Origin of the sequence: Leucobacter sp. USCH14, assembly GCF_037619215.1 — a bacterium.
Taxonomy (GTDB): Bacteria; Actinomycetota; Actinomycetes; order Actinomycetales; family Microbacteriaceae; genus Leucobacter.
Window position 1 is genome coordinate 98,592 of record NZ_JAQPZP010000008.1, and the last position, 18,772, is coordinate 117,363.

An 18,772-nucleotide genomic window follows, 5' to 3' on the forward strand; every position below is an offset into this window, starting at 1 on the left:
CCTAGTAGACCGTGGCGAGCTGCTGGTGGTCGGCTTCGCCCGGCTTGCCGTCGGCGTCCGCACCGAGGGCGATCTCCGGCGGACCCTCCTTCGCCGCTTTCGTGATGAGCTTGAACTCGACGACCGCGAGAGCCCCGTAGACGATCGTGAAGACGAGCAGCGACACCAGCACCGCCCATCCGGGCACGCCCGGTGAGACGCCCTGCTCCGTCGTCATCACTCCGAACACGATCCACGGCTGACGGCCCATCTCGGTGAAGACCCAGCCGACGAGCGATGCGAGCATCGGGAGCGGTGCGGTCCAGATCGCGACCCTCCACGCCCAATCCGGGAGATCCATGTTCTTGCGGGTGATCCAGAGCCCGACGACCGAGACGAGCGCGGCGAGCGCTCCGAGACCGATCATCCAGCGGAACGCCCAGTAGGTGACCCAGATGATGGGCGCGAACTGCCCGTCCGCCGGGCATGTCAGCAGCGAATCGGCGCCGCAGTACTGCGCCGTGTACTCGGCCTGCAGATCCCGGATGCCCTCGACCGAACCGTCGAAGGTTCCATTGGACAGGAACGACAGCAGGTACGGAATGCGGATCGAGAAGATCTCGTGGGCGCCGTCGGGCGTGCCGAGGCTGAACACGGAGAACGATGCGTCGGCACCGGAGGCGTTCTCGTACAGCGCCTCCGCGGCCGCCATCTTCATCGGCTGCGTCTCGGTCATCACCATGCCGAGGGAGTGCCCGGTGAGGCCGACGCCCATGAATGCGATGATGTTGGTCCACGCTCCGAAGCGGAGCGCCGTGCGCATCTCGTCCAGGTACTGCCCGCGACGCAGATGCCAGGCGGCCGTCGATACGATCACGACTCCCGCGAACATGACCGCTGCGAAGATGGTGTGCGGGAACTGGGTCACGGCGACCGGGTTGGTGAGCACCGCGCCGATGCTCTCGAGTTCGGCGCGGCCGCGCTCCTCGTTGATGGTGAACCCATCGGGATTCTGCATGAACGCGTTCGCCGCGAGGATGAAGTAGGCGGATGCCACGGTGCCGAGCCAAACGAACCAGATGGTCATGAGATGGATCTTCTTCGGCAGCTTGTCCCAGCCGAAGATCCACAGTCCGATGAACGTCGCCTCGAAGAAGAAGGCGATCAGGCCCTCCATCGCCAGCGGGGCGCCGAAGATGTCGCCGACGAATCGCGAGTAGTTCGACCAGTTCATGCCGAACTGGAACTCCTGCACGATGCCGGTCACCACGCCCATCGCGAAGTTGATGAGGAAGATCTTCCCGAAGAGGCGGGTGAGGCGGAGGTACTTCATCTTCCCCGTCTTGACCCACGCGGTCTGCAGGATCGCGACGAGCAGGCACATTCCGATCGTCAGCGGAACGAAGATGAAGTGGTACAGCGTCGTGAGCCCGAACTGCCACCGAGATAACGTCAGAGGATCAAGAAACTCGTTCATGTAACGCTCCAGAACGAAGGTCGCGCGCCCCACTGAGGGTGCACTCCCTTAGTGAGATCCGCTACGAGATGTAATTCTCGCCGGAGCCATCGGCTGGATGCCGACTGACTCGATTTTACCGAGTCTGTGAATCTCCTGCGAATTCTCTTCGGGCTCGAAGTATATTTCACTCGACGTCGAACGGTATATGTCTCGACGTCGAACGGGCCGGGCCGTCGATTCCGAGGGGATGCTCGCCGAGCGCTCGTTACACTCGGGGGCGTGACCGACTTCCTGAGCACCATTATCGAGTGGCTCCGCGACCTGGATCCGGTCCTGCGAACGCTGCTCGCCGGCGTCGGAATGATGCTCGAGACGTCGATCTTCGTCGGTCTGATCGTGCCGGGAGACACGATCGCTCTGGTCTCCGCGGTTGGCGTGACGTCACCGACGCAGTTCGTCTGGCTCGTCATCGCACTCGTGCTCGGCGCGATCGCCGGCGAGAGCATCGGGTTCTTCCTGGGGCGCTGGGCGGGCCCTCGGATCCGCGCCAGTCGCGCCGGTCGCAGGCTCGGCGAGCGGAACTGGCGCATTGCCGAGCACTACCTCGGCGAACGCGGCGGCATGGCGGTCTTCCTCTCTCGATTCCTGCCGGTGCTGCACTCGCTCGTTCCGCTGACCGCGGGCATGGCGGGGATGCGGTACCTGCGGTTCCTGGGGTGGACCGCGTCGGCCAGCGTCGTCTGGTCGATCATCGTCGTCGCCCTCGGCGTGAGCGCGGCGGCGGGCTACGACCAGCTCGCGGCCCGTGTGAAGGGGGCGGGGTTCGTCTTCGCGGGTCTCGCCGCTCTCGTCGCCCTCGTCATCTGGGGAATCAAGAAGTGGTTCCTGCGCCGCGAGCAGCGGCATCTCGACCGCGCTTCCGCAGCGGCATCGCCTGAGGACCCTCGCACGCCGACGCCCTAGACTGGCGTGGTGACTTCGCCACCCCAGCCAGACCCCCGACCCCGCTTCGCGGCTCGCCTGGAGGATTGGCTGCACGGCCGTCGTGCTCGCCGTGCGATCGCGCGCGGGAAGAAGCCCTCGGTGATCCCCTACATCGGGTACGGCACGACCGAGTGGGTGCGCGTGCTCGGCCGCGTGCTCTACCTGCGCCCCGAGAGCCGGGAGCACACGAGATTCCGACCGGACGTGGCGGAGGTGTCGAGAGTTCGCGGGTGGCGCACGTTCACGAGTCTGTCGGTGCCGCATCAGGCGGTGCGCGTGCTCATCGACGGTGAACCGGTCACCGAAGTGATCGCGGATCGCGGTGGCGTGATCGATGCGATGGTGCCCGTGCAGCTCGAGCCGGGCTGGCACACGGTGACACTGCAGGCCGGCGATAGCGAAGCTGCGGACGCTCCGGTGAACGTGGTGAACCCCGAGGCGGAGTTCGGCGTCATCTCCGACATCGACGACACGATCCTGCTGACCGCGCTCCCCCGGCCGTTCGTCGCGGCGTGGAACAGCTTCGTGCTCGATGAGCACGCGCGTTCGGCGACCCCGGGCATGGCGGTCATGCTCGATCACCTCATCGCGGAGCATCCCGGTTCACCGGTCATCTACCTCTCGACGGGCGCCTGGAACGCGGCCCCGGCTCTCAGCCGCTTCCTCGCGCGGAATCTGTACCCGATGGGTCCGCTGCTCCTCACCGACTGGGGCCCGACGCACGACCGCTGGTTCCGCAGCGGACGCGAGCACAAGCGCCGCGAACTGCGTCGGATCGTGCGGGAGTTCCCGGGCGTGCGCTGGATCCTCATCGGCGACGACGGTCAGCACGACGAGGCTCTCTACCACGAGTTCGCGACGGTCCACCCGGAGAACGTCGCCGCGGTGCTCATCCGCCAGCTCTCCGTCGGCGAGGCGGTGCTGGCCGGCGGCCGGTCGAAGGCGCGTCTGCATCGGAGCACGAGCGGTGTGCCCTGGGTGTACGGCCCCGACGGCGCGACACTGCGCGAGGAGCTGCGCAAGCTGGGACTCCTGTGACGAGTCCGGTCACCCGGCCGTGGCGCCGGTTCGAGCGCGATCTCACCGGCCGGTTCATGGTGCCCGTGCGACCCGCCTGGTGGCAGCTCGCCAAGGGTGCGGCCGCGGCGATCCTGACGTGGTTCATCTGCCTCGCGATCTTCCCCGAGCAGCTGCCGATCTTCGGTGCGATCGCGGCGCTGATCGTCATGCAGGACAACGTCGACCAGTCGCTGACGCGCGGCATCGAACGCGTCGTCGGCGTGCTCGTAGGCGTGGGGGTGGCAATCGGGGCGGGGGCGCTCTTCGGCCCGCAGTCGTGGCTCTTCATCGCCGCCATCATCGTCGCCATGGGCGTGGGCTGGCTGCTGCGCATGACGCCCTCTGCGGCGAACCAGGTCGCGATCAGCGCTCTGCTGATGATCGCGCTCGGCGGCCTCCAGCTGCACTACGGCGCGGAGCGGCTCATCGAGACGGCGATCGGAGCCGCCGTCGGCGTTCTGCTCAACGCGCTCATCGTGGCGCCGGTGCGGACGTCGTCAGTGCACCTCGCGATCGTCGATCTGACGCAGCACTCGGCGGAGGTGCTGCGTCGCATCGCGGACGCACTCGACGAGCCCCGGGACCGGCCCTGGCTCGCCGAGATGCTGGCCGACGCCCGCGGGCTGCAGGACGAGCGCACCCGCGTGCACGCCCTGCTGCGGGAGGCTCGGGAGAGTCTGCGGTTCAACCCTCGAAGCAGACGGTACCGGGAGGGGCTCGCCGACGACGACGCCCAGTTCGAGCGACTGCAGCGCATCGTGACGCAGATCGTCGGCATGGCGCGCGCGCTCGCCGACCTCTACGACCCCGACCTGTCGGAGGACGCCTTCGTGATCGGCATGGCGGAGGAGATGCGCCGAGCGGCTCACGACCTCGAACTCCTCGTCCAGCCCGGGCACGATGCGCAGTCGAGTGCCGAGCCATTCGCACTGACGACGCCGCTCACCATCCCCCGGCCGAACGAGCGGCACTGGGTGCTCATCGGGTCCCTCATGGAGGATCTGCGCCGCGTTCGCGGGCGCATCACGGGAGAACTCGACTGATACGCCGAACCGCCGCCTCCGCAAGAGCGGTGACGGCGGTCGGCGCATTCCGATCGTCGACTACTTGACGAGCGCCGCCTGCACGTCGAGCGTGATCGTCACGTCGGAACCGAGCAGCAGGCCGCCCTTCTCGAGCGGGGCGTTCCAGGTCAGCCCGAAGTCCTCGCGCTTCACCTGCGTGGTCGCGGTGAACCCGGCCTTGTAGTTTCCGTAGGCGTCCTCGCCGAAGCCGCCGAACTCGAAATCGAAGGTGACGGGCTTCGTGACACCGCGAAGGGTGAGGTCCCCGTCGACGAAGAACGATCCGTTTTCCTCGCGAACACCGGTCGACACGAAGGTGAGCTTCGGGAACTCATCCGCAGCGAAGAAGTCGCCGGTAGCGAGGTGCCCGTCGCGGTTCTTCTCGTTCGTGTTCACCGAAGCGACATCCGCGCTGGCGGTCACGCTCGACTCAAGCGGATTCTCGGCGGTCGTGAACGTCGCCTCGAAGCTCTCGAACTTGCCCTTCACCTTGCTGATGGCGAGGTGACGAACGGAGAAGCCGACCTCGGAGTGCGTAGGATCGATCTCCCACGTTCCGACGCGGTACCCGGGGATCTGATCTGCAGTGATGGACATGCGACGCCTTTCGTTTGAATGTGCACGGTCTGCTGAGCACAACTATTACATGCAAACGAATATTCCCGGGTCTCAAAAGAAAGTTTCTCGAGACCCGTTCTACCGCGGGCGCCTCTTCGCGCTCTCGCGCGCGCGAAGCACCGTCTCCGGCGTCGTCGCGATCGGCGAGAACGAGCCGTACCGTCGGCGGGCGGCCTCCCCGATGAGGAAATCGCTCATCGCCGGGTTCTTCGGCAGCAGCGATCCGTGCAGGTAACTGCCGATGACGTTCGCCGTACGGGCTCCTTCGACGCCCGCGTCCGGAGCGTTGCCGGCACCCTGCACCACCCGCCCGAGCGGGGCGGATCCCGGCCCGAGTTGCGTGCTGCCGCTGTGATTCTCGTACCCGATGACCTCGCCGAACGCCTCGGTATCGAGCACGACGTTGCCGATCATTCGTTCCGTACCGCCGAGCGTTTCCACGTCGAGCACACCGATGCCGGTGAGCTCGTCCCCCGCGTGCGTGATGAAACGGTGGCCGAACAGTTGATACAGGCCGCAGATCATCAGCATCGGGACGCCGTCATCGGCAAGGGCGCGAATGCCCTCCGCGCGCTGGGCGAGGTCGAGCGCGACACGACCCTGGCCCGAGTCCTGCCCTCCCCCGCCGATGACGATATCGACGGTCTCGGGAAGCGGATCGCCCGGGTTGACGTCGACGACACGCGGCGAGAAGCCGTGAGCGGCTGTGCGCCGCGCCAGCGAGAGCACATTGCCGCGGTCTCCATAGATGTTCATGTCTCGCGGGTAGAGCGAGACGATGACGAGTTCGCGCTCGATGTCGTTCACCAGACATCCTCCACATCGGTCAGGTCGGCGAGAGCTCGCCGCAGCTCGAGCATCGCCGTGTACGTGCAGTAGATGCGGCGGGGGCGGCCGGGTGTGCGGCTTCGGAAGGCTGAGAGCGCGGCGCGCAGATCCTCCTCGACGCGACCGACGGCGACATCATCGTGCTCGAGCCGCAACGCCATGTCCCAGGCACGGGTACCGGCGACCGTGTCGACGCCCGCTTCCGCGAGCGACGTGAAGTCGACGTCCCAGAGCCAGGACATGTCGCGGCCGTCCGCGTACTGGTCGTTGATCGCGATCATCGCAGCGACGCCCTCCGCCTCGAACGAGGCGAGGCCGAGCCGGAAGCCGGCCGGGTTCTTCACGAGCACGAGTTCGAGCGGCTCGCCGTCGAGCACCAGCTGCTCGCCTCGCCCGAAGGCCGGGCGAACCTCGGAGAGCGCTGCGATGAGTTCGGCGTTCGTCGCCGCGGCACGGCCCTCCGTCGTGCTCGGGACGAACGGGCCCGCATCCAGAACCTGCCGCACGAGCGCGAGCGCCGACGCCGCGTTGAACGTGTTGTACAGACCCTCGAGCTTCAACGACGTGCGATACTCCTCGTCATCGATGCCGAACACGGCTTCGTGATCTCCGATCTCGAGCAGCATCACGTCCGCGGCGGGTCGGTGCTGTCGCTGCACCTCCTCGGGCTTCGCCGAGAGGTGGAAGTCGTCGTCACTCGGGAACGTCGCGAGCAGGGCGTCCGACAAACCGAACTCACGGACATCGACCGCGGTTCCTGAACGGGCGCGCGTGAGCTCGCCGATCGCCGCGATCAGCCGATCCTCGCGGTTGACCACCAGGCCCTCGGTGGTCGCATCGGCGATGCGCTGCAGCAGCTTCGCCGTCGTATCGATCTCGCCGAATCGGTCGAGCTGATCCCGCAGCACGTTCAGCAGCAGGGTGAACCGCGGCTTCACGCGGTCGATGAAGTACATCGCGTGCGCTTCGTCGAGTTCGAGCACGGCGATATCGGCGTCGAGGCGGCCCCGGAGATCGCTCTCCTGAATCGCCGCGGCGACGACGCCGCGGGAGAAGTTCGAGCCGGTGCGGTTGGTGAACACCCGCAGGCCGCGTGCTTCGAGCAGCTCGACGACCATCTTGGTCGTCGTCGTCTTGCCGTTCGTTCCGCTGATCGCTACGACGCCGTACGGCAACCTCTGCAGCACTCGCGCGAGAAACCCCGGGTCGAGCTTCTCGATCACGAGGCCGGGCAGAGCGGAACCGCCGCCGCGCAGTCGGGCGACCTGGCGCACCGTCTTTCCGACGACGGCTGAAAGCACATCACGCATGATCCCAGCCTAGGGGCAGCGTCCGACCTCGGAGCGCACGCGCGCCGAACTCCTGCGTCCGCTTATTCCGCTGCGTGCCGCCCCGGGGGCCGCCCCAGAATCTCCCGTGAGAGCAATTCCGGTCGAACCCGGCCGGTTCGCTCGATGCGCTGGGTTCGCCGCCACGCGTCGATCGCAGCATGGTTGCCGCTCAGCAGCACCTCGGGTACGGGGCGGTCGCGCCATACGGCCGGCTTCGTGTAGCTCGGGTACTCCAGAAGCCCGTCCTCTTCGTGCGATTCCTCGACGAGACTCTCGGGGTTCCCCACGACGCCGGGAACCAATCGGCCGATGGCCTCGATCATCGCGATGGCGGCGACCTCGCCCCCGTTCAGCACGTAATCGCCGATGCTGACCAGGCGAACACGACCACGGCCGCCGTACTCGTCGAAGACGCGCTGATCGATTCCCTCGTACCGCCCGCACCCGAACACCACGTGCGACTCAGCAGCCAGTTCGCGGGCCATGCGCTGAGTGAAGACCTCGCCGGCGGGCGACGGGAAGATCATGAGAGGATCGGCGTCGGCTTCCGCCTCCGCCAGGATGCCGTCCAGCGCCTCGCCCCAGGGCTCCGGTTTCATCACCATCCCGGCGCCGCCGCCGGCCGGCGTGTCGTCGACGGTGCGGTGCCTGTCGTGCGCCGAATCTCTCAGGTCGTGCACGCGCAGGTCGATGAGGCCGCTCTTCCGCGCCTTGCCGAGCAGCGAGAGTTCGAGCGCGTCGAAATACCCGGGAAAGATCGAGACGACGTCGATCCTCATTCCGGCGACTCCTCAGCGCCACCGCGCTGCGAACCGTCGGTGCGACCCGACTGCGAACCATCGGTGCCGTCCGATTCCGCCTCGGACGCGTCGAAGAGACCGACCGGCGGCGTGACGTACACACGCCCGCCCGCGATGTCGACGCTCGGCACGATCGCGGTGACGAACGGCACGAGTACCGGCCCGTCGTCAGTCGTGACTACCAGCAGGTCCTGAGCCGGAAGATGCTGCACCTCCGCCACGACGCCGAGCTTCACCGGCTCAGCGTCGCCCTCGGCGTCCCGCACCACATCGAGCCCGACCAGCTGATGATGGTACCAGGCGTCCTCTTCTTCACCCGCGGCGACCGCCTGCTCGTCGATCCAGAGAATCGCACGAACGATGCTCTCCGCGGCAGTGCGATCCGGCACCTCGGCGAAGAAGGCGACGGGCGACTCGTTGAACCACCGGAGTTCGCGCATCGTGATGGTGCGGCCGAACCAGGGAGAGCCCTCGGGCACCTGCAGGTGGAAGACGGCTCCGGGCACGAACCGGAGCTCCGGGTTGTCGGTGAAGAGCTCGACCTTGAGTCCGCCCTTCAGTCCGTGCGGCTTCGTCAGGCGCCCGACGCGCAAACTCCCCGCCCCGCTCGCGGGACGGGGAGCGTGCACTCGCCCATTCAGGTCTGCCATCAGGCTTCGGTCTCCGCTTCCTCGGCCTCGTCGGTGTCGACGACGTCGACGCGCACACGATCTCCGTCGGCGAGCGACTGGACCAGCGTGCGCAGCGAAGAGGCGGTGCGTCCACCTCGCCCGATGACGCGGCCGAGGTCGCTCGGGTGCACACGCACCTCGAGCACGTCGCCGCGCCCCCCTTCACGAGCATCCACCCGCACGCGATCAGGGTGATCGACGATGCCGCGTACGAGGTGCGCGAGCGCCTCGGCGAGAGCCTGCTGAGCCAAAGGGGTCAGGCCTCGGTCGACTCGTCAGCGGTCTCCTCGGCCGGAGCCTCCTCAGCCGCCGCAGCCGGCTTCTCAGCCTTGGGGCGCAGCACGGGCTTCTTGGCGGCATCGGCCTCGAAGGGCACCTTCGCCTCGGGTGCGAGAATCTTCGACTCGGTCTCGCCCGTCCCGGTGAACTTGCCCCAGTCGCCCGAGAGCTTCAGGATGGCAGCGACCTGCTCGGTCGGCTGAGCGCCGACGCTGAGCCAGTACTGCGCACGGTCGGAGTCCACCTCGATGAACGAGGGGTTCTCGGTCGGGTGGTACTTGCCGATCTCCTCGATGACGCGGCCATCGCGCTTGGTGCGCGAGTCGGCGACGACGATGCGGTAGTAGGGCGCGCGGATCTTGCCGAGGCGCTTGAGACGGATCTTGACAGCCATGGTGACTCCTTGAATCGATGAACGATGCCGCACCTCGTGCCGAACGGCCGGGTCGCGGAAGCGTGGGCGCGCGAGTTGCGCGAACTCGTCAATCCTGCCACACTCCGGTCAAGATTGCAATTTTTGCTGCGATCAGGACTTTCTACCGCATGCCCTTTCCGAGCATCTGCTGGAGCTTCGCGAGGTCCTCCTCGCTCGGCGGCGTGGATCCGCGCGCGCCGAGGCCGAAGCCGGAGCCGCCCTGGGCTCCGCCCGCGGGCTTCGCGGCGACGCCGGCCGCTTCCTGCGCACGCTTGGCCGGGTTGCCCGAGCGCCGCTTGCCCTTTCCCTTCGCGGGCTGCTGCTTCTTCCGACTGCCGCCGCCCATGCCCGGCACCGGGCCCATGCCCGGGATCTGCGGCACGCCGCCGCGGGCGACGGTCTTCATCATCTTCGCCGCCTGCTCGAAGCGCTGCACGAGCTGATTCACGTCCGTCACCGTCATGCCCGAACCCTTGGCGATGCGCAGTCGCCGCGAGCCGTTGAGCAGCTTCGGGTTCTCGCGCTCGGCCTTCGTCATCGACTGGATGATGGCCTCGGTGCGAACGATCTCGCGCTCATCGAAGTTGTCGAGCTGCGACTGCATCTTGCCCATGCCGGGCAGCATGCCCATCATCTTCTTCAGCGAGCCGGCCTTGCGCAGCTGCTGCATCTGCCCCAGGAAGTCGTCGAGTGTGAACGCATCCTTGGCGATCTTCTCGGCGACCTTCCGCGCTTCCTGCTCATCGAATGCGGACTGCGCCTGCTCGATCAGAGTGAGAATGTCACCGAGGTCGAGAATCCGGCTCGCCATCCGGTCGGGGTGGAACGGCTCGAAGTCCTTCAGCCCTTCGCCCGTGGACGCGAAGAGAATGGGTCGGCCCGTGACACTGCGGATGGAGAGCGCCGCGCCGCCGCGCGCATCTCCGTCGAGCTTGGTGAGGACGACGCCGGTGAAGTCGACGCCCTCCTGGAAGGCCTGCGCCGTCGCGACCGCGTCCTGGCCGATCATCGCGTCGATGACGAACAGCACCTCATCGGGATCGGTCGCCTTGCGAATGTCGGAGGCCTGCCGCATCAGCTCCGCGTCGACGCCGAGTCGGCCAGCCGTGTCGATGATGACGAAGTCGTAGTGCTTCGAGCGAGCCTCGGCAACGCCGCGCTTCGCGACCTGCACGGGGTCGCCGACGCCATTGCCGGGCTCCGGCGCGAAGATCTCCGCCCCCGCCTGCTCGGCGACCACGCCGAGCTGCGTCACGGCGTTCGGGCGCTGCAGGTCGCAGGCGACGAGCAGCGGGGTGTGCCCCTGGTCGCGCAGCCACTTCGCGAGTTTGCCGGCGAGCGTCGTCTTACCCGCGCCCTGGAGCCCCGCCAGCATGATGACGGTGGGCGGGTTCTTCGCGAACTGAAGTCGCCGCTGCTCACCGCCGAGGATCGCGACGAGCTCCTCGTTGACGATCTGCACGACCTGCTGCGCGGGGTTGAGCGCCTGGTTCACCTCGTCGCCGAGCGCCCGTTCACGCACCTTGGCCGTGAACTCCTTGACGACGTCGAGCGCGACGTCGGCCTCGAGCAGAGCGCGGCGGATCTCGCGTACCGTGCTGTCGACGTCGGACGCGGAGAGCTTGCCCTTCGAACGAAGATTCTTGAGGGTGTCGGTCAGTCGCGCCGAGAGGTTTCCGAAAGTAGCCATAGCGGGTTCATTCTAGCCCGCCCGGTGGGGAACTCGGCTTCGGTGAGACGCTCCCCTGCGCGAGGAGCTCACCGAAGCCGAACGCCGCACCGATGCCGGCATCACTCGTAGGTGTAGAAGCCGCGGCCGCTCCCCTTACCGAGATATCCCTTGTCGATGTACTCGCGCTTCAGGTACTCGGCGAACGCGCGCGAGACGGGCTTCTCGCTGTCCTTGTTGAGCATGTAGGGCGTCATCATCCCGATGACGTCGAAGATCTGGAACGGACCGAGCGGCGCGCCCGTGCCGATGCGCCAGGTGCGGTCGATATCCTCCGGCGTCGCGACGCCTTCCATGAGCAGCCCGCTCGCGGCGTCGAGGAACGGCACGAGCAGGGAGTTCAGCACGTATCCCGGCTGCTCCTTCAGCACGCGGATCGGCACCATCCCGATCTCCTCGGCGAACTGCGCGACGGCTTCGAATGCGGCCGGGTCGGTGCCGGCGTGCCCCATCACCTCTCCGGTATTGTTCTTCCAGACCTCATTGGCGAAGTGCAGCGCGAGGAATCGCTCGGGATGACCCGACGCCGGTGCGATATCGCTCGGCAGCAGCGTCGACGAGTTGGTCGCGAAGATTGTCGTCGCCGGCGCGAGTTCGCCTACGCGTCGCCACGTGTCGCGCTTGATCTCGAGGTTCTCGGGCACGGCCTCGATGACGAGCTCCGCCTGAGCGAGCGCTTCCCCCAGGTCGGTGGTCGCCCGGATGCGGCCGACCGCCGCTTCGAGCTTCTCCGGGGTCGCGTCGGGAAGATCACGCGTGTAGAGCGGCTGCAAGTACTCCCAGCGCGCGGGCAGCTTGTCGAGCGCCTCCTCGCTGATGTCGTAGGCGACGACCTCCTTGCCGAAGTACGCCGCCTGGAAGATGATCTGGGAACCGAGCACTCCGGTGCCGAGTACGGTGAGACGCTGCATGATGACCCTTTCTCGATGAGCGGGCCCGGGCGGGGCCCGCCTCCATCACCGGTCTACTCCTCATCCGACGGCAGCGCCAGGAATTACGCGCACGGCGATCAGGGTGTACGCACCGATCGCGGCAGGCTCACCCGATCAGCTGCTGCGCGAACACGTGCGGCGTGAAGCCGGTGAGATCGCCGATGCCCTCGCCCTGGCCGATGAGTTTCACGGGGAGACCGGTCTTCTCCTGCACGGAGAGCACGAATCCGCCCTTCGCGGAACCGTCGAGTTTGGTGAGCACGAGGCCCGTGACCCCGGCGTGCTGAATGAACGCCTCCGCCTGCGCGAGGCCGTTCTGGCCGGTCGTCGCATCGAGCACGAGCAGCACCTCGGCGACCGGCGCCTGCTTCTCGATGACGCGCCGCACCTTTCCGAGCTCGTCCATGAGGCCGCCCTTCGTCTGCAGACGGCCGGCGGTGTCGATGATGGCGATCTCGTACTCGGCGTCGATGGCGCGCTGCACCGTCTGGAACGCCACGGATGCCGGATCCTGACCCGCCTGCTGCGGCTTGACGATGTCAACGCCCGCACGATCCGCCCACGTCGCGAGCTGCTCGACCGCGGCCGCACGGAACGTGTCGGCCGCGCCCACGATCACGCGCTTGTCGAACGCGGTGAGGTACTTGGCGAACTTGCCGATCGTCGTCGTCTTGCCGACGCCGTTGACCCCCACCACCAGGATGACCGCGGGGCGCTCGGAGAGCCGGAGCGTGGGATCGTACGCGGCGAGTCGCTCTTCGATCGCGTCGCGGAGCATGCGACGCATCTCGGCCACCTCGGTCACCCGATGCCGTTCGACATCGGCGCGCAGCGCATCGAGGATCGACTCGGTGACGTCGGGCCCGAAGTCCGCCGTGATCAACGCGGTCTCGAGGTCGTCCCAGGTCTCCTCGGTGATGAGCTCGGGCCCGCTGAAGAGATTGCGGAATGCTTTCGAGAAAGACCAGGATCGCTCTGCCATGCCCCCAGACTACCGCCGCCCGCGGCGCCGTCTCAGTGCGCGCGCGGCGCAGCGAATTCGCATCTCGGCCACGGAAAGCGCACCAGTGGGCGAGATGTCGGTATATATTTGGGCGACACTGTTGTCCGGGCGCACCCGACGTCTCGACCGTTCAACGACCAATGGAGGTCCGGTGAACCCGACTCTGCACCGCAGACGAGTGCCCATCAGGGGAATCCTGATGCTGGTGATCGTCTCCCTGCTCGCAATCCTCGGTTCGGCGCTGGCCGCAGCCCCGGCGCACGCCGCCGACCCCTGCGAGCCCGGCCCCGCGACCGCATGCGTGCAGGGCGTGATCAAGCTGAGCAGCGGGGAGCCCGCGCCCGGTATCGATGTGACGCTCAGCGGTGCCGGCGCAGAATCGACCACGGCGACAGATGAGACCGGGCGCTGGGTGTTCAGCGCGACGGAGCCCGGCGCCTACACCGTGACCGTCGACGAGGAGACGCTCCCCGAGGGGCAGTTCTTCAAGTCCGCCGGCGAGCGCGAGGTCGACGTCGAACTGCACAGCACGGCGAGCGCGCTGTTCCCGCTCACCGATGATCCTGAGGCTGCGTCGACCACCCCCGAGACGGGCGACGACACCTCGGAGGCGAAGCCGGCATCGTCGTCCTCGTCGGCAGACGCATTCTCGTGGCCGCGGTTCTGGCAGCAGTTCGTCTCGGGCATCCGGATGGGTCTGCTCATCGCGCTCGCCTCGCTCGGTCTCTCCCTCGTCTTCGGCACGACCGGTCTCAGCAACTTCGCCCAGGGCGAGATGGTCACGATGGGCGGCCTGCTGGCGGCCGCGTTCATGGGCTTCACCGGCAACCTCTGGCTCGCCGGCCTGTTCGCGGTCATCGCCTGCGCCGGCTTCGGGTGGGTGCAGGACAAGGTGCTGTGGAAACCGCTGCGAAAGCGCCGATTGAGTCTCATGCAGCTCATGATCGTCTCGATCGGCCTGTCGATCACGCTGCAGTACACCTTCCAGTTCTTCTTCGGGTCGGGCGTCGTGCGCATCGACACGAGCACCGCCGCGACCGTCACGATCGCGGGCGTCACACTCACGGTGCAGTCGTACATCGCCATGGGCGTCTCGCTGCTCGCGATCATCGCGGTGGGGCTCGGCCTGATGTACACGAGGTTCGGCCGGGCGACCAGAGCGATCTCGGACAACCCCGCCCTCGCTCGGGCCTCGGGAATCGACGTGGATCGCGTGATCAACATCGTCTGGGTGGTCGGCGGCGGACTCGCCGGTCTCGCCGGGGTGTTCTTCGGGCTCGTCTTCAACGGCCTCAACTGGTTCACGGGCGGCACGATGCTGCTCATGTTCTTCGCCGCGGTCACACTCGGCGGGCTCGGCACCGCGTTCGGCGCGTTCGTCGGATCGATGATCATCGGAATGATCGTCGAGCTCACCAACATCTGGCTGCCCGGCGATCTCAAGTATGCGAGCGCACTGCTCCTTCTCATCGTGATCCTGCTGGTGCGGCCGCAGGGCATTTTCGGACGCAAAGAGCGGATCGGCTAGGGACATCATGGAATTCTGGACTGGACTCCTGCAGAGCATCCTGCAGACCGCGCTCTCCCCTACGACCGCCGCGTTCGTGCTCGCCGCGATCGGCTTGAACGTGCACTTCGGGTTCACCGGCCTCATGAACATGGGGCAGGCCGGCTTCATGCTCGTCGGCGCGTACGGCTTCGGCGTGTCCGTGGTGCTCGGAGCGGGATTCTGGACGGCGATGCTGATCGCCATCCTCGCGGCGGTGGGATTCGCGCTCATCCTCGGCATCCCCACGCTGAAACTGCGCGGCGACTATCTCGCGATCGTCACCATCAGTGCGGCGGAGATCATTCGCATGGTCGTGAAGCTCGCGGCGCTGCAGGACGTCACCGGCGGCCCGACGGGAATCCCCGGGCAGAAGTACCGGCACGTCTTCACCGAGCTCTCCCCGCTCCCCGAGGGGAAGACGACGATCCTCGGGTTGACCTACGCGAACACCGGCGTCGACGACTGGTGGACGCGCATCGTGGCGTGGGGCCTCGTCGCCGTCTTCATCCTCATCACGTGGGCGCTGGTGCGCAGTCCGTGGGGCCGCGTACTCAAGGGCATCCGCGAAGACGAGGACGCAGTGCGAAGCCTCGGCAAGAGCTCGTTCTCGTACAAGCTCCAGGCCCTGATCCTCGGAGGCGTCATGGGCGCGTTCGGCGGCATCGTCATGGCGCTCCCCGCGGCGATGCAACCCGATTCGATGGGTCGTCCCACCACCTTCAACCTCTGGATGATCATGCTCCTCGGCGGAGCTGCGACCATCTTCGGCCCGCTCCTCGGAAGCATCCTGTTCTTCGTCATCAGGCTCGTGCTCACGAGCGTCGCCGGCGAGTTCGTGCCGGCATCCGTGCTCAGCACGCAGCAAACGGAGCAACTCGCGTGGATCCTGATCGGCATCTCGCTCATCCTGCTGGTGGTCTTCAGACCGCAAGGCATACTCGGCAATAAGAAGGAGCTGTCGTTCAATGTCTGACGCGCAGAACTACCCCCGCGATCGCGCCGCGCTCCGAGCGACGCTCTCCACGCTCGACCAGATCCCCGGCGTGCCGAAGCCGGACCCGATCCTGTCGGTCGACCGCATCGTACGGCAGTTCGGCGGCCTGCAGGCGGTGAACGTCGAGCACCTCGAGGTCCAGCGAGGCGCGATCACCGCGTTGATCGGGCCGAACGGCGCCGGCAAGACGACATTCTTCAATCTCATCACCGGCTTCGACCGACCGTCGAACGGCGCACGGCTCATCGGCGGCGGCGACGCGCGGTGGACGTTCGACGGCAAGGCGCTGAATCGCACCGGCGCATCCCAGGTCGCGCGATCCGGCATGGTGCGCACGTTCCAACTCACCAAGGCGCTCTCCCGCATGACCGTGCTCGAGAACATGCTGATCGGCGCCAACAACCAACCGGGAGAGAACCTGTTCGTCGGGCTCATCGGGCCGCTGTGGGCGAGGCGGGAGCGCGAGAACATCGCTCGGGCCGACGAGCTGCTCGCGCGCTTCAAGCTCGACGCGAAACGCGATGACATGGCCGGAGACCTGAGCGGCGGGCAGAAGAAGCTGCTCGAGATGGCACGCGCGCTGATGTCGAACCCCGCGATGATCATGCTCGACGAGCCGATGGCGGGCGTCAACCCGGCGCTCACGCAGAGCCTCCTCGATCACATCCAGGCCCTGCGCGACGAGGGCACGACTGTGCTCTTCGTCGAGCACGACATGCACATGGTGCGGCACATCTCCGACTGGGTCGTGGTGATGGCGCAGGGCACGATCATCGCCGAGGGCGAGCCCGAACAGGTGATGGCGAGCGAGGCGGTCGTCGACGCGTATCTGGGCGCCCACCACGACCGCGATCTCGGCGACGACGACGTGCTCACCACCGGCGTGATCCGCGCAATCGCCACCGAGGTCGAGGAGGAGACCCGATGAACGCCCAGCCGCCGCTCGTGATCAAGGCCGACACCCTCACCGCCGGGTACCTGCCCGGCGTCAACATCCTGAACGGGTGCACGCTCGAGGCGTACGCGGGCGAGCTCATCGGCATCATCGGCCCGAACGGCGCCGGCAAGTCGACGCTGCTCAAAGCCCTGTTCGGCCTCGTCAACATCCGCGAGGGCACCGTCACCCTCGAGGGCGAGGACATCACGACGACGTCGACGAACCACCTCGTGCGCAAGGGCATCGGCTTCGTACCGCAGACGAACAACGTGTTCCCCTCGCTGAGCATCGAGGAGAACCTGCAGATGGGCCTGTTCCTCAAGCCGAAGGCGTTCGCCGCGCGCGCCGAGGAGATGTGGGAGCTCTTCCCGATGCTGGCGGATCGCCGCAAGCAGCGCGCCGGATCCCTCTCGGGCGGTGAACGCCAGTCGGTGGCGATGGCCCGAGCTCTGATGATGAACCCCAAGGTGCTGCTGCTCGATGAGCCGAGCGCAGGCCTCTCACCCGTGCGGCAGGACGAGACGTTCATCCGCACGCGGCAGATCAACAAGACGGGCGTCACCATCATCATGGTGGAGCAGAACGCGCGCCGGTGTCTGCAGATCTGCGACCGCGCATACGTGCTCGATCAGGGACGCAACTCGTACGAGGGGCCGGGCCGCGAACTCGCGAACGACCCGAAGGTGATCGAGCTCTATCTCGGGACGCTCGCCGCCGACGTGGAGCAGAAGTCGGCCCGCGGCGAGTAGCCGGTGACGCGACGAGCCCCCGGCTCCGACTGCAATCGGCGCCGGGGGCTCGTCTCTGTGCAGTGAGGTCTGCGGCTGACTACTCCGTCTGTCCCTCCACGGCCTTCTGGAAGACGGGGTTGTTGGCGTCGTCGTACTGGTAAATGCCGATGAACGCCGACGACGGGTCATTGTTGTCGTTCAGCGGGCCGGTGCCCGCCTTGCCGACGTACTGGATGTCGGAGCCGTCCTCGATGAGCTTCGCGCAGTCCTCGAAGGTCGAGCACTCCTCGCCGCCGTCGCTGCCGGACACGGCGGGCAGGTTCTCCTGGATCGCGGCGGAATCGGTGGCTCCGGCCTTCTCGGCGGCGAGCGCGACCAGCGTGACGAGATCGTAGGCCTCGGGGGCGTAGGTGAAGCTCTCCAGCTCGCCGTCGTACTCGGAGGCGTAGATCTCCTTGAGCTGCGTCTGGAAGTCCTCATTCGCCTGCGCACCGGGGATCGATGCCTGCGCGCCCTCGAGCGTTCCGGCCTCGAAGTCGCTCTCGTAGCCGTTGGCGTTGCCGTCGACGAGGTAGAACGTGGAGAGGTCGAGCCCCTGGTTCACGGCCTCCGGCACGATCTGCTTGAACTGGTCATACGTCACGACGACGATCGCCTCGGCGCCAGAGTCCTTCGCGGCCGTGATCTCGGAGGCGAAGGACGTCTGCTCGACCGGGAACTCGTTGCCGTCTCCCTTGCCGCCGTACACGACCTCGGCGCCCGCTGCTTCGACCGTCTCCTGGATCACGTCTCGCAGGCCGAGACCGTAGGGGTCGTTGAACGTGAGGAACGCGACGCTCGTGACGCCGTCCGAGACGATCTGGTTGCCGAGCGCATCGCCCTGCACCGTGTCCGGCGGAGCGGTGCGGAAGTAGTTCGGGCTGATGCCGCTGAGGTCGGCCGACGTGTTCGACGGAGAACCCATCAGAATGCCGGCCTCTGCGATCCGGTCGACAACGTGCTGGCTGCGGCCCGAGCCCATCGCACCGAGCACGAACGAGGCACCGCTCGCAATCACATCATCGGCGCCCGACTCGACCACCGTGAGATCGCTCGCGTCCCCCTCGTTCGCTTCCGCGACGATCTCGACGTCCTGACCGAGCACCCCGCCGGCGCCGTTGATGTCCGCCAGCGCCTGCGCGATGCCCGCTTGCACCGGCGGCATGAGAAAGCCGAGCGACCCGGTCTGCGGCAGCAGGGTGGCGATCTGCAGCGCTTCGCTGCTCCCGCCCCCGCCGTCGCCCCCGGTCTCCGTCGGCTCGGTCTCGCCGCTCGACGAGCAGCCCGAGAGCACGAGCGCTGCGCTGGCGACCAGCGCGAGCACGCCCACTGATGTCTTGGAGTGAACCTTCATTGGTACACCTTTCTGGA

At 67.1% G+C, this 18,772-nt stretch carries 19 protein-coding genes; 7 read left to right on the forward strand and 12 right to left on the reverse strand.

Annotation, left to right across the window (positions count from 1 at the left end; genetic code table 11):
* Position 1: 1 nt before the first annotated feature.
* Complete coding sequence (locus PQI23_RS09615; protein ID WP_339973951.1) at positions 2–1,456, reverse strand: cytochrome ubiquinol oxidase subunit I; 1,455 nt, start codon at positions 1,454–1,456, stop codon at positions 2–4.
* Between the two features lie 261 nt (positions 1,457–1,717).
* Between PQI23_RS09615 and PQI23_RS09620 the strand changes: the two genes are divergently transcribed.
* Genes PQI23_RS09620 through PQI23_RS09630 form a run of 3 tightly spaced genes read left to right on the forward strand, consistent with a single transcriptional unit; the run spans position 1,718 to position 4,524 of the window.
* Complete coding sequence (locus PQI23_RS09620; protein WP_339973953.1) at positions 1,718–2,401, forward strand: DedA family protein; 684 nt, start codon at positions 1,718–1,720, stop codon at positions 2,399–2,401.
* 9 nt (positions 2,402–2,410) lie between these two features.
* Positions 2,411–3,460 carry an App1 family protein gene (locus PQI23_RS09625; RefSeq protein WP_339973955.1) on the forward strand — a complete coding sequence of 350 codons (1,050 nt, stop codon included), beginning with the start codon at positions 2,411–2,413 and terminating at the stop codon, positions 3,458–3,460.
* Complete coding sequence (locus PQI23_RS09630) at positions 3,457–4,524, forward strand: FUSC family protein (protein WP_339973957.1); 1,068 nt, start codon at positions 3,457–3,459, stop codon at positions 4,522–4,524. Before PQI23_RS09625 ends, PQI23_RS09630 begins: the two co-directional genes overlap by 4 nt.
* A gap of 60 nt (positions 4,525–4,584) precedes the next feature.
* On the opposite strand, the gene PQI23_RS09635 is transcribed toward PQI23_RS09630, so the two are convergent.
* The 10 genes from PQI23_RS09635 to ftsY form a co-directional block, all read right to left on the reverse strand.
* Entirely contained in the window at positions 4,585–5,142 is a 558-nt protein-coding gene (locus tag PQI23_RS09635) for a YceI family protein (RefSeq protein ID WP_339973959.1), read from the reverse strand.
* Positions 5,143–5,241: 99 nt separating this feature from the next.
* Positions 5,242–5,970, reverse strand: coding sequence for a type 1 glutamine amidotransferase (locus PQI23_RS09640; RefSeq protein ID WP_339973961.1), 729 nt, complete (start codon positions 5,968–5,970; stop codon positions 5,242–5,244).
* Positions 5,967–7,301 (reverse strand): MurT ligase domain-containing protein, encoded by a 1,335-nt coding sequence (locus tag PQI23_RS09645; RefSeq protein ID WP_339973963.1) that lies wholly within the window; start codon positions 7,299–7,301, stop codon positions 5,967–5,969. The genes PQI23_RS09640 and PQI23_RS09645 overlap by 4 nt, the downstream gene beginning before the upstream one ends.
* Positions 7,302–7,363: 62 nt before the next feature.
* Positions 7,364–8,101: a tRNA (guanosine(37)-N1)-methyltransferase TrmD gene (gene trmD / locus PQI23_RS09650; RefSeq protein WP_339973965.1), complete on the reverse strand. Its 738-nt coding sequence runs from the start codon at positions 8,099–8,101 to the stop codon at positions 7,364–7,366.
* Positions 8,098–8,772 carry a ribosome maturation factor RimM gene (rimM, locus tag PQI23_RS09655; RefSeq protein WP_339973967.1) on the reverse strand — a complete coding sequence of 225 codons (675 nt, stop codon included), beginning with the start codon at positions 8,770–8,772 and terminating at the stop codon, positions 8,098–8,100. The genes trmD and rimM overlap by 4 nt, the downstream gene beginning before the upstream one ends.
* Complete coding sequence (locus PQI23_RS09660) at positions 8,772–9,044, reverse strand: RNA-binding protein (RefSeq protein WP_339973969.1); 273 nt, start codon at positions 9,042–9,044, stop codon at positions 8,772–8,774. The genes rimM and PQI23_RS09660 overlap by 1 nt, the downstream gene beginning before the upstream one ends.
* A 5-nt stretch (positions 9,045–9,049) precedes the next feature.
* Complete coding sequence (rpsP, locus tag PQI23_RS09665; RefSeq protein WP_339973971.1) at positions 9,050–9,466, reverse strand: 30S ribosomal protein S16; 417 nt, start codon at positions 9,464–9,466, stop codon at positions 9,050–9,052.
* A gap of 142 nt (positions 9,467–9,608) precedes the next feature.
* The gene (gene ffh, locus PQI23_RS09670; RefSeq protein ID WP_339973973.1) at positions 9,609–11,177 is read right to left on the reverse strand and encodes a signal recognition particle protein; all 1,569 of its coding nucleotides are present in this window, start codon (positions 11,175–11,177) and stop codon (positions 9,609–9,611) included.
* Between the two features lie 101 nt (positions 11,178–11,278).
* On the reverse strand, positions 11,279–12,127 hold the full coding sequence (locus tag PQI23_RS09675) for a 3-hydroxyacyl-CoA dehydrogenase (RefSeq protein WP_339973975.1): 849 nt from the start codon (positions 12,125–12,127) through the stop codon (positions 11,279–11,281).
* A 127-nt stretch (positions 12,128–12,254) separates the two neighbouring features.
* On the reverse strand, positions 12,255–13,130 hold the full coding sequence (ftsY, locus tag PQI23_RS09680) for a signal recognition particle-docking protein FtsY (protein ID WP_339973977.1): 876 nt from the start codon (positions 13,128–13,130) through the stop codon (positions 12,255–12,257).
* Positions 13,131–13,302: 172 nt separating this feature from the next.
* Here ftsY and PQI23_RS09685 point away from each other — a divergent pair, with 172 nt between their 5' ends.
* From PQI23_RS09685 to PQI23_RS09700, 4 genes are read left to right on the forward strand one after another with little or no spacing between them, the layout of a single operon-like run.
* On the forward strand, positions 13,303–14,679 hold the full coding sequence (locus tag PQI23_RS09685) for a branched-chain amino acid ABC transporter permease (RefSeq protein ID WP_339973979.1): 1,377 nt from the start codon (positions 13,303–13,305) through the stop codon (positions 14,677–14,679).
* A 7-nt stretch (positions 14,680–14,686) separates the two neighbouring features.
* A complete protein-coding gene (locus tag PQI23_RS09690) occupies positions 14,687–15,673 on the forward strand; it encodes a branched-chain amino acid ABC transporter permease (protein ID WP_339973981.1) in 987 nt (328 codons plus the stop codon).
* On the forward strand, positions 15,666–16,622 hold the full coding sequence (locus PQI23_RS09695) for an ABC transporter ATP-binding protein (RefSeq protein WP_339973982.1): 957 nt from the start codon (positions 15,666–15,668) through the stop codon (positions 16,620–16,622). The genes PQI23_RS09690 and PQI23_RS09695 overlap by 8 nt, the downstream gene beginning before the upstream one ends.
* Entirely contained in the window at positions 16,619–17,380 is a 762-nt protein-coding gene (locus tag PQI23_RS09700; protein ID WP_339973983.1) for an ABC transporter ATP-binding protein, read from the forward strand. Before PQI23_RS09695 ends, PQI23_RS09700 begins: the two co-directional genes overlap by 4 nt.
* A 79-nt stretch (positions 17,381–17,459) precedes the next feature.
* Here PQI23_RS09700 and PQI23_RS09705 read toward each other — a convergent pair whose 3' ends face one another.
* On the reverse strand, positions 17,460–18,755 hold the full coding sequence (locus PQI23_RS09705; RefSeq protein WP_339973985.1) for an ABC transporter substrate-binding protein: 1,296 nt from the start codon (positions 18,753–18,755) through the stop codon (positions 17,460–17,462).
* Positions 18,756–18,772 lie beyond the last annotated feature (17 nt).

Excerpts from the sequence above, each read along its gene's own strand:
- PQI23_RS09615 (WP_339973951.1), bottom strand. The coding sequence starts at position 1,456 with ATGAACGAGTTTCTTGATCCTCTGACGTTATCTCGGTGGCAGTTCGGG.
- PQI23_RS09635 (WP_339973959.1), bottom strand. The coding sequence starts at position 5,142 with ATGTCCATCACTGCAGATCAGATCCCCGGGTACCGCGTCGGAACGTGG.
- PQI23_RS09645 (WP_339973963.1), bottom strand. The coding sequence starts at position 7,301 with ATGCGTGATGTGCTTTCAGCCGTCGTCGGAAAGACGGTGCGCCAGGTC.
- trmD (WP_339973965.1), bottom strand. The coding sequence starts at position 8,101 with ATGAGGATCGACGTCGTCTCGATCTTTCCCGGGTATTTCGACGCGCTC.
- rimM (WP_339973967.1), bottom strand. The coding sequence starts at position 8,772 with ATGGCAGACCTGAATGGGCGAGTGCACGCTCCCCGTCCCGCGAGCGGG.
- rpsP (WP_339973971.1), bottom strand. The coding sequence starts at position 9,466 with ATGGCTGTCAAGATCCGTCTCAAGCGCCTCGGCAAGATCCGCGCGCCC.
- ffh (WP_339973973.1), bottom strand. The coding sequence starts at position 11,177 with ATGGCTACTTTCGGAAACCTCTCGGCGCGACTGACCGACACCCTCAAG.
- PQI23_RS09675 (WP_339973975.1), bottom strand. The coding sequence starts at position 12,127 with ATGCAGCGTCTCACCGTACTCGGCACCGGAGTGCTCGGTTCCCAGATC.
- ftsY (WP_339973977.1), bottom strand. The coding sequence starts at position 13,130 with ATGGCAGAGCGATCCTGGTCTTTCTCGAAAGCATTCCGCAATCTCTTC.
- PQI23_RS09690 (WP_339973981.1), top strand. The coding sequence starts at position 14,687 with ATGGAATTCTGGACTGGACTCCTGCAGAGCATCCTGCAGACCGCGCTC.
- PQI23_RS09695 (WP_339973982.1), top strand. The coding sequence starts at position 15,666 with ATGTCTGACGCGCAGAACTACCCCCGCGATCGCGCCGCGCTCCGAGCG.
- PQI23_RS09700 (WP_339973983.1), top strand. The coding sequence starts at position 16,619 with ATGAACGCCCAGCCGCCGCTCGTGATCAAGGCCGACACCCTCACCGCC.
- PQI23_RS09705 (WP_339973985.1), bottom strand. The coding sequence starts at position 18,755 with ATGAAGGTTCACTCCAAGACATCAGTGGGCGTGCTCGCGCTGGTCGCC.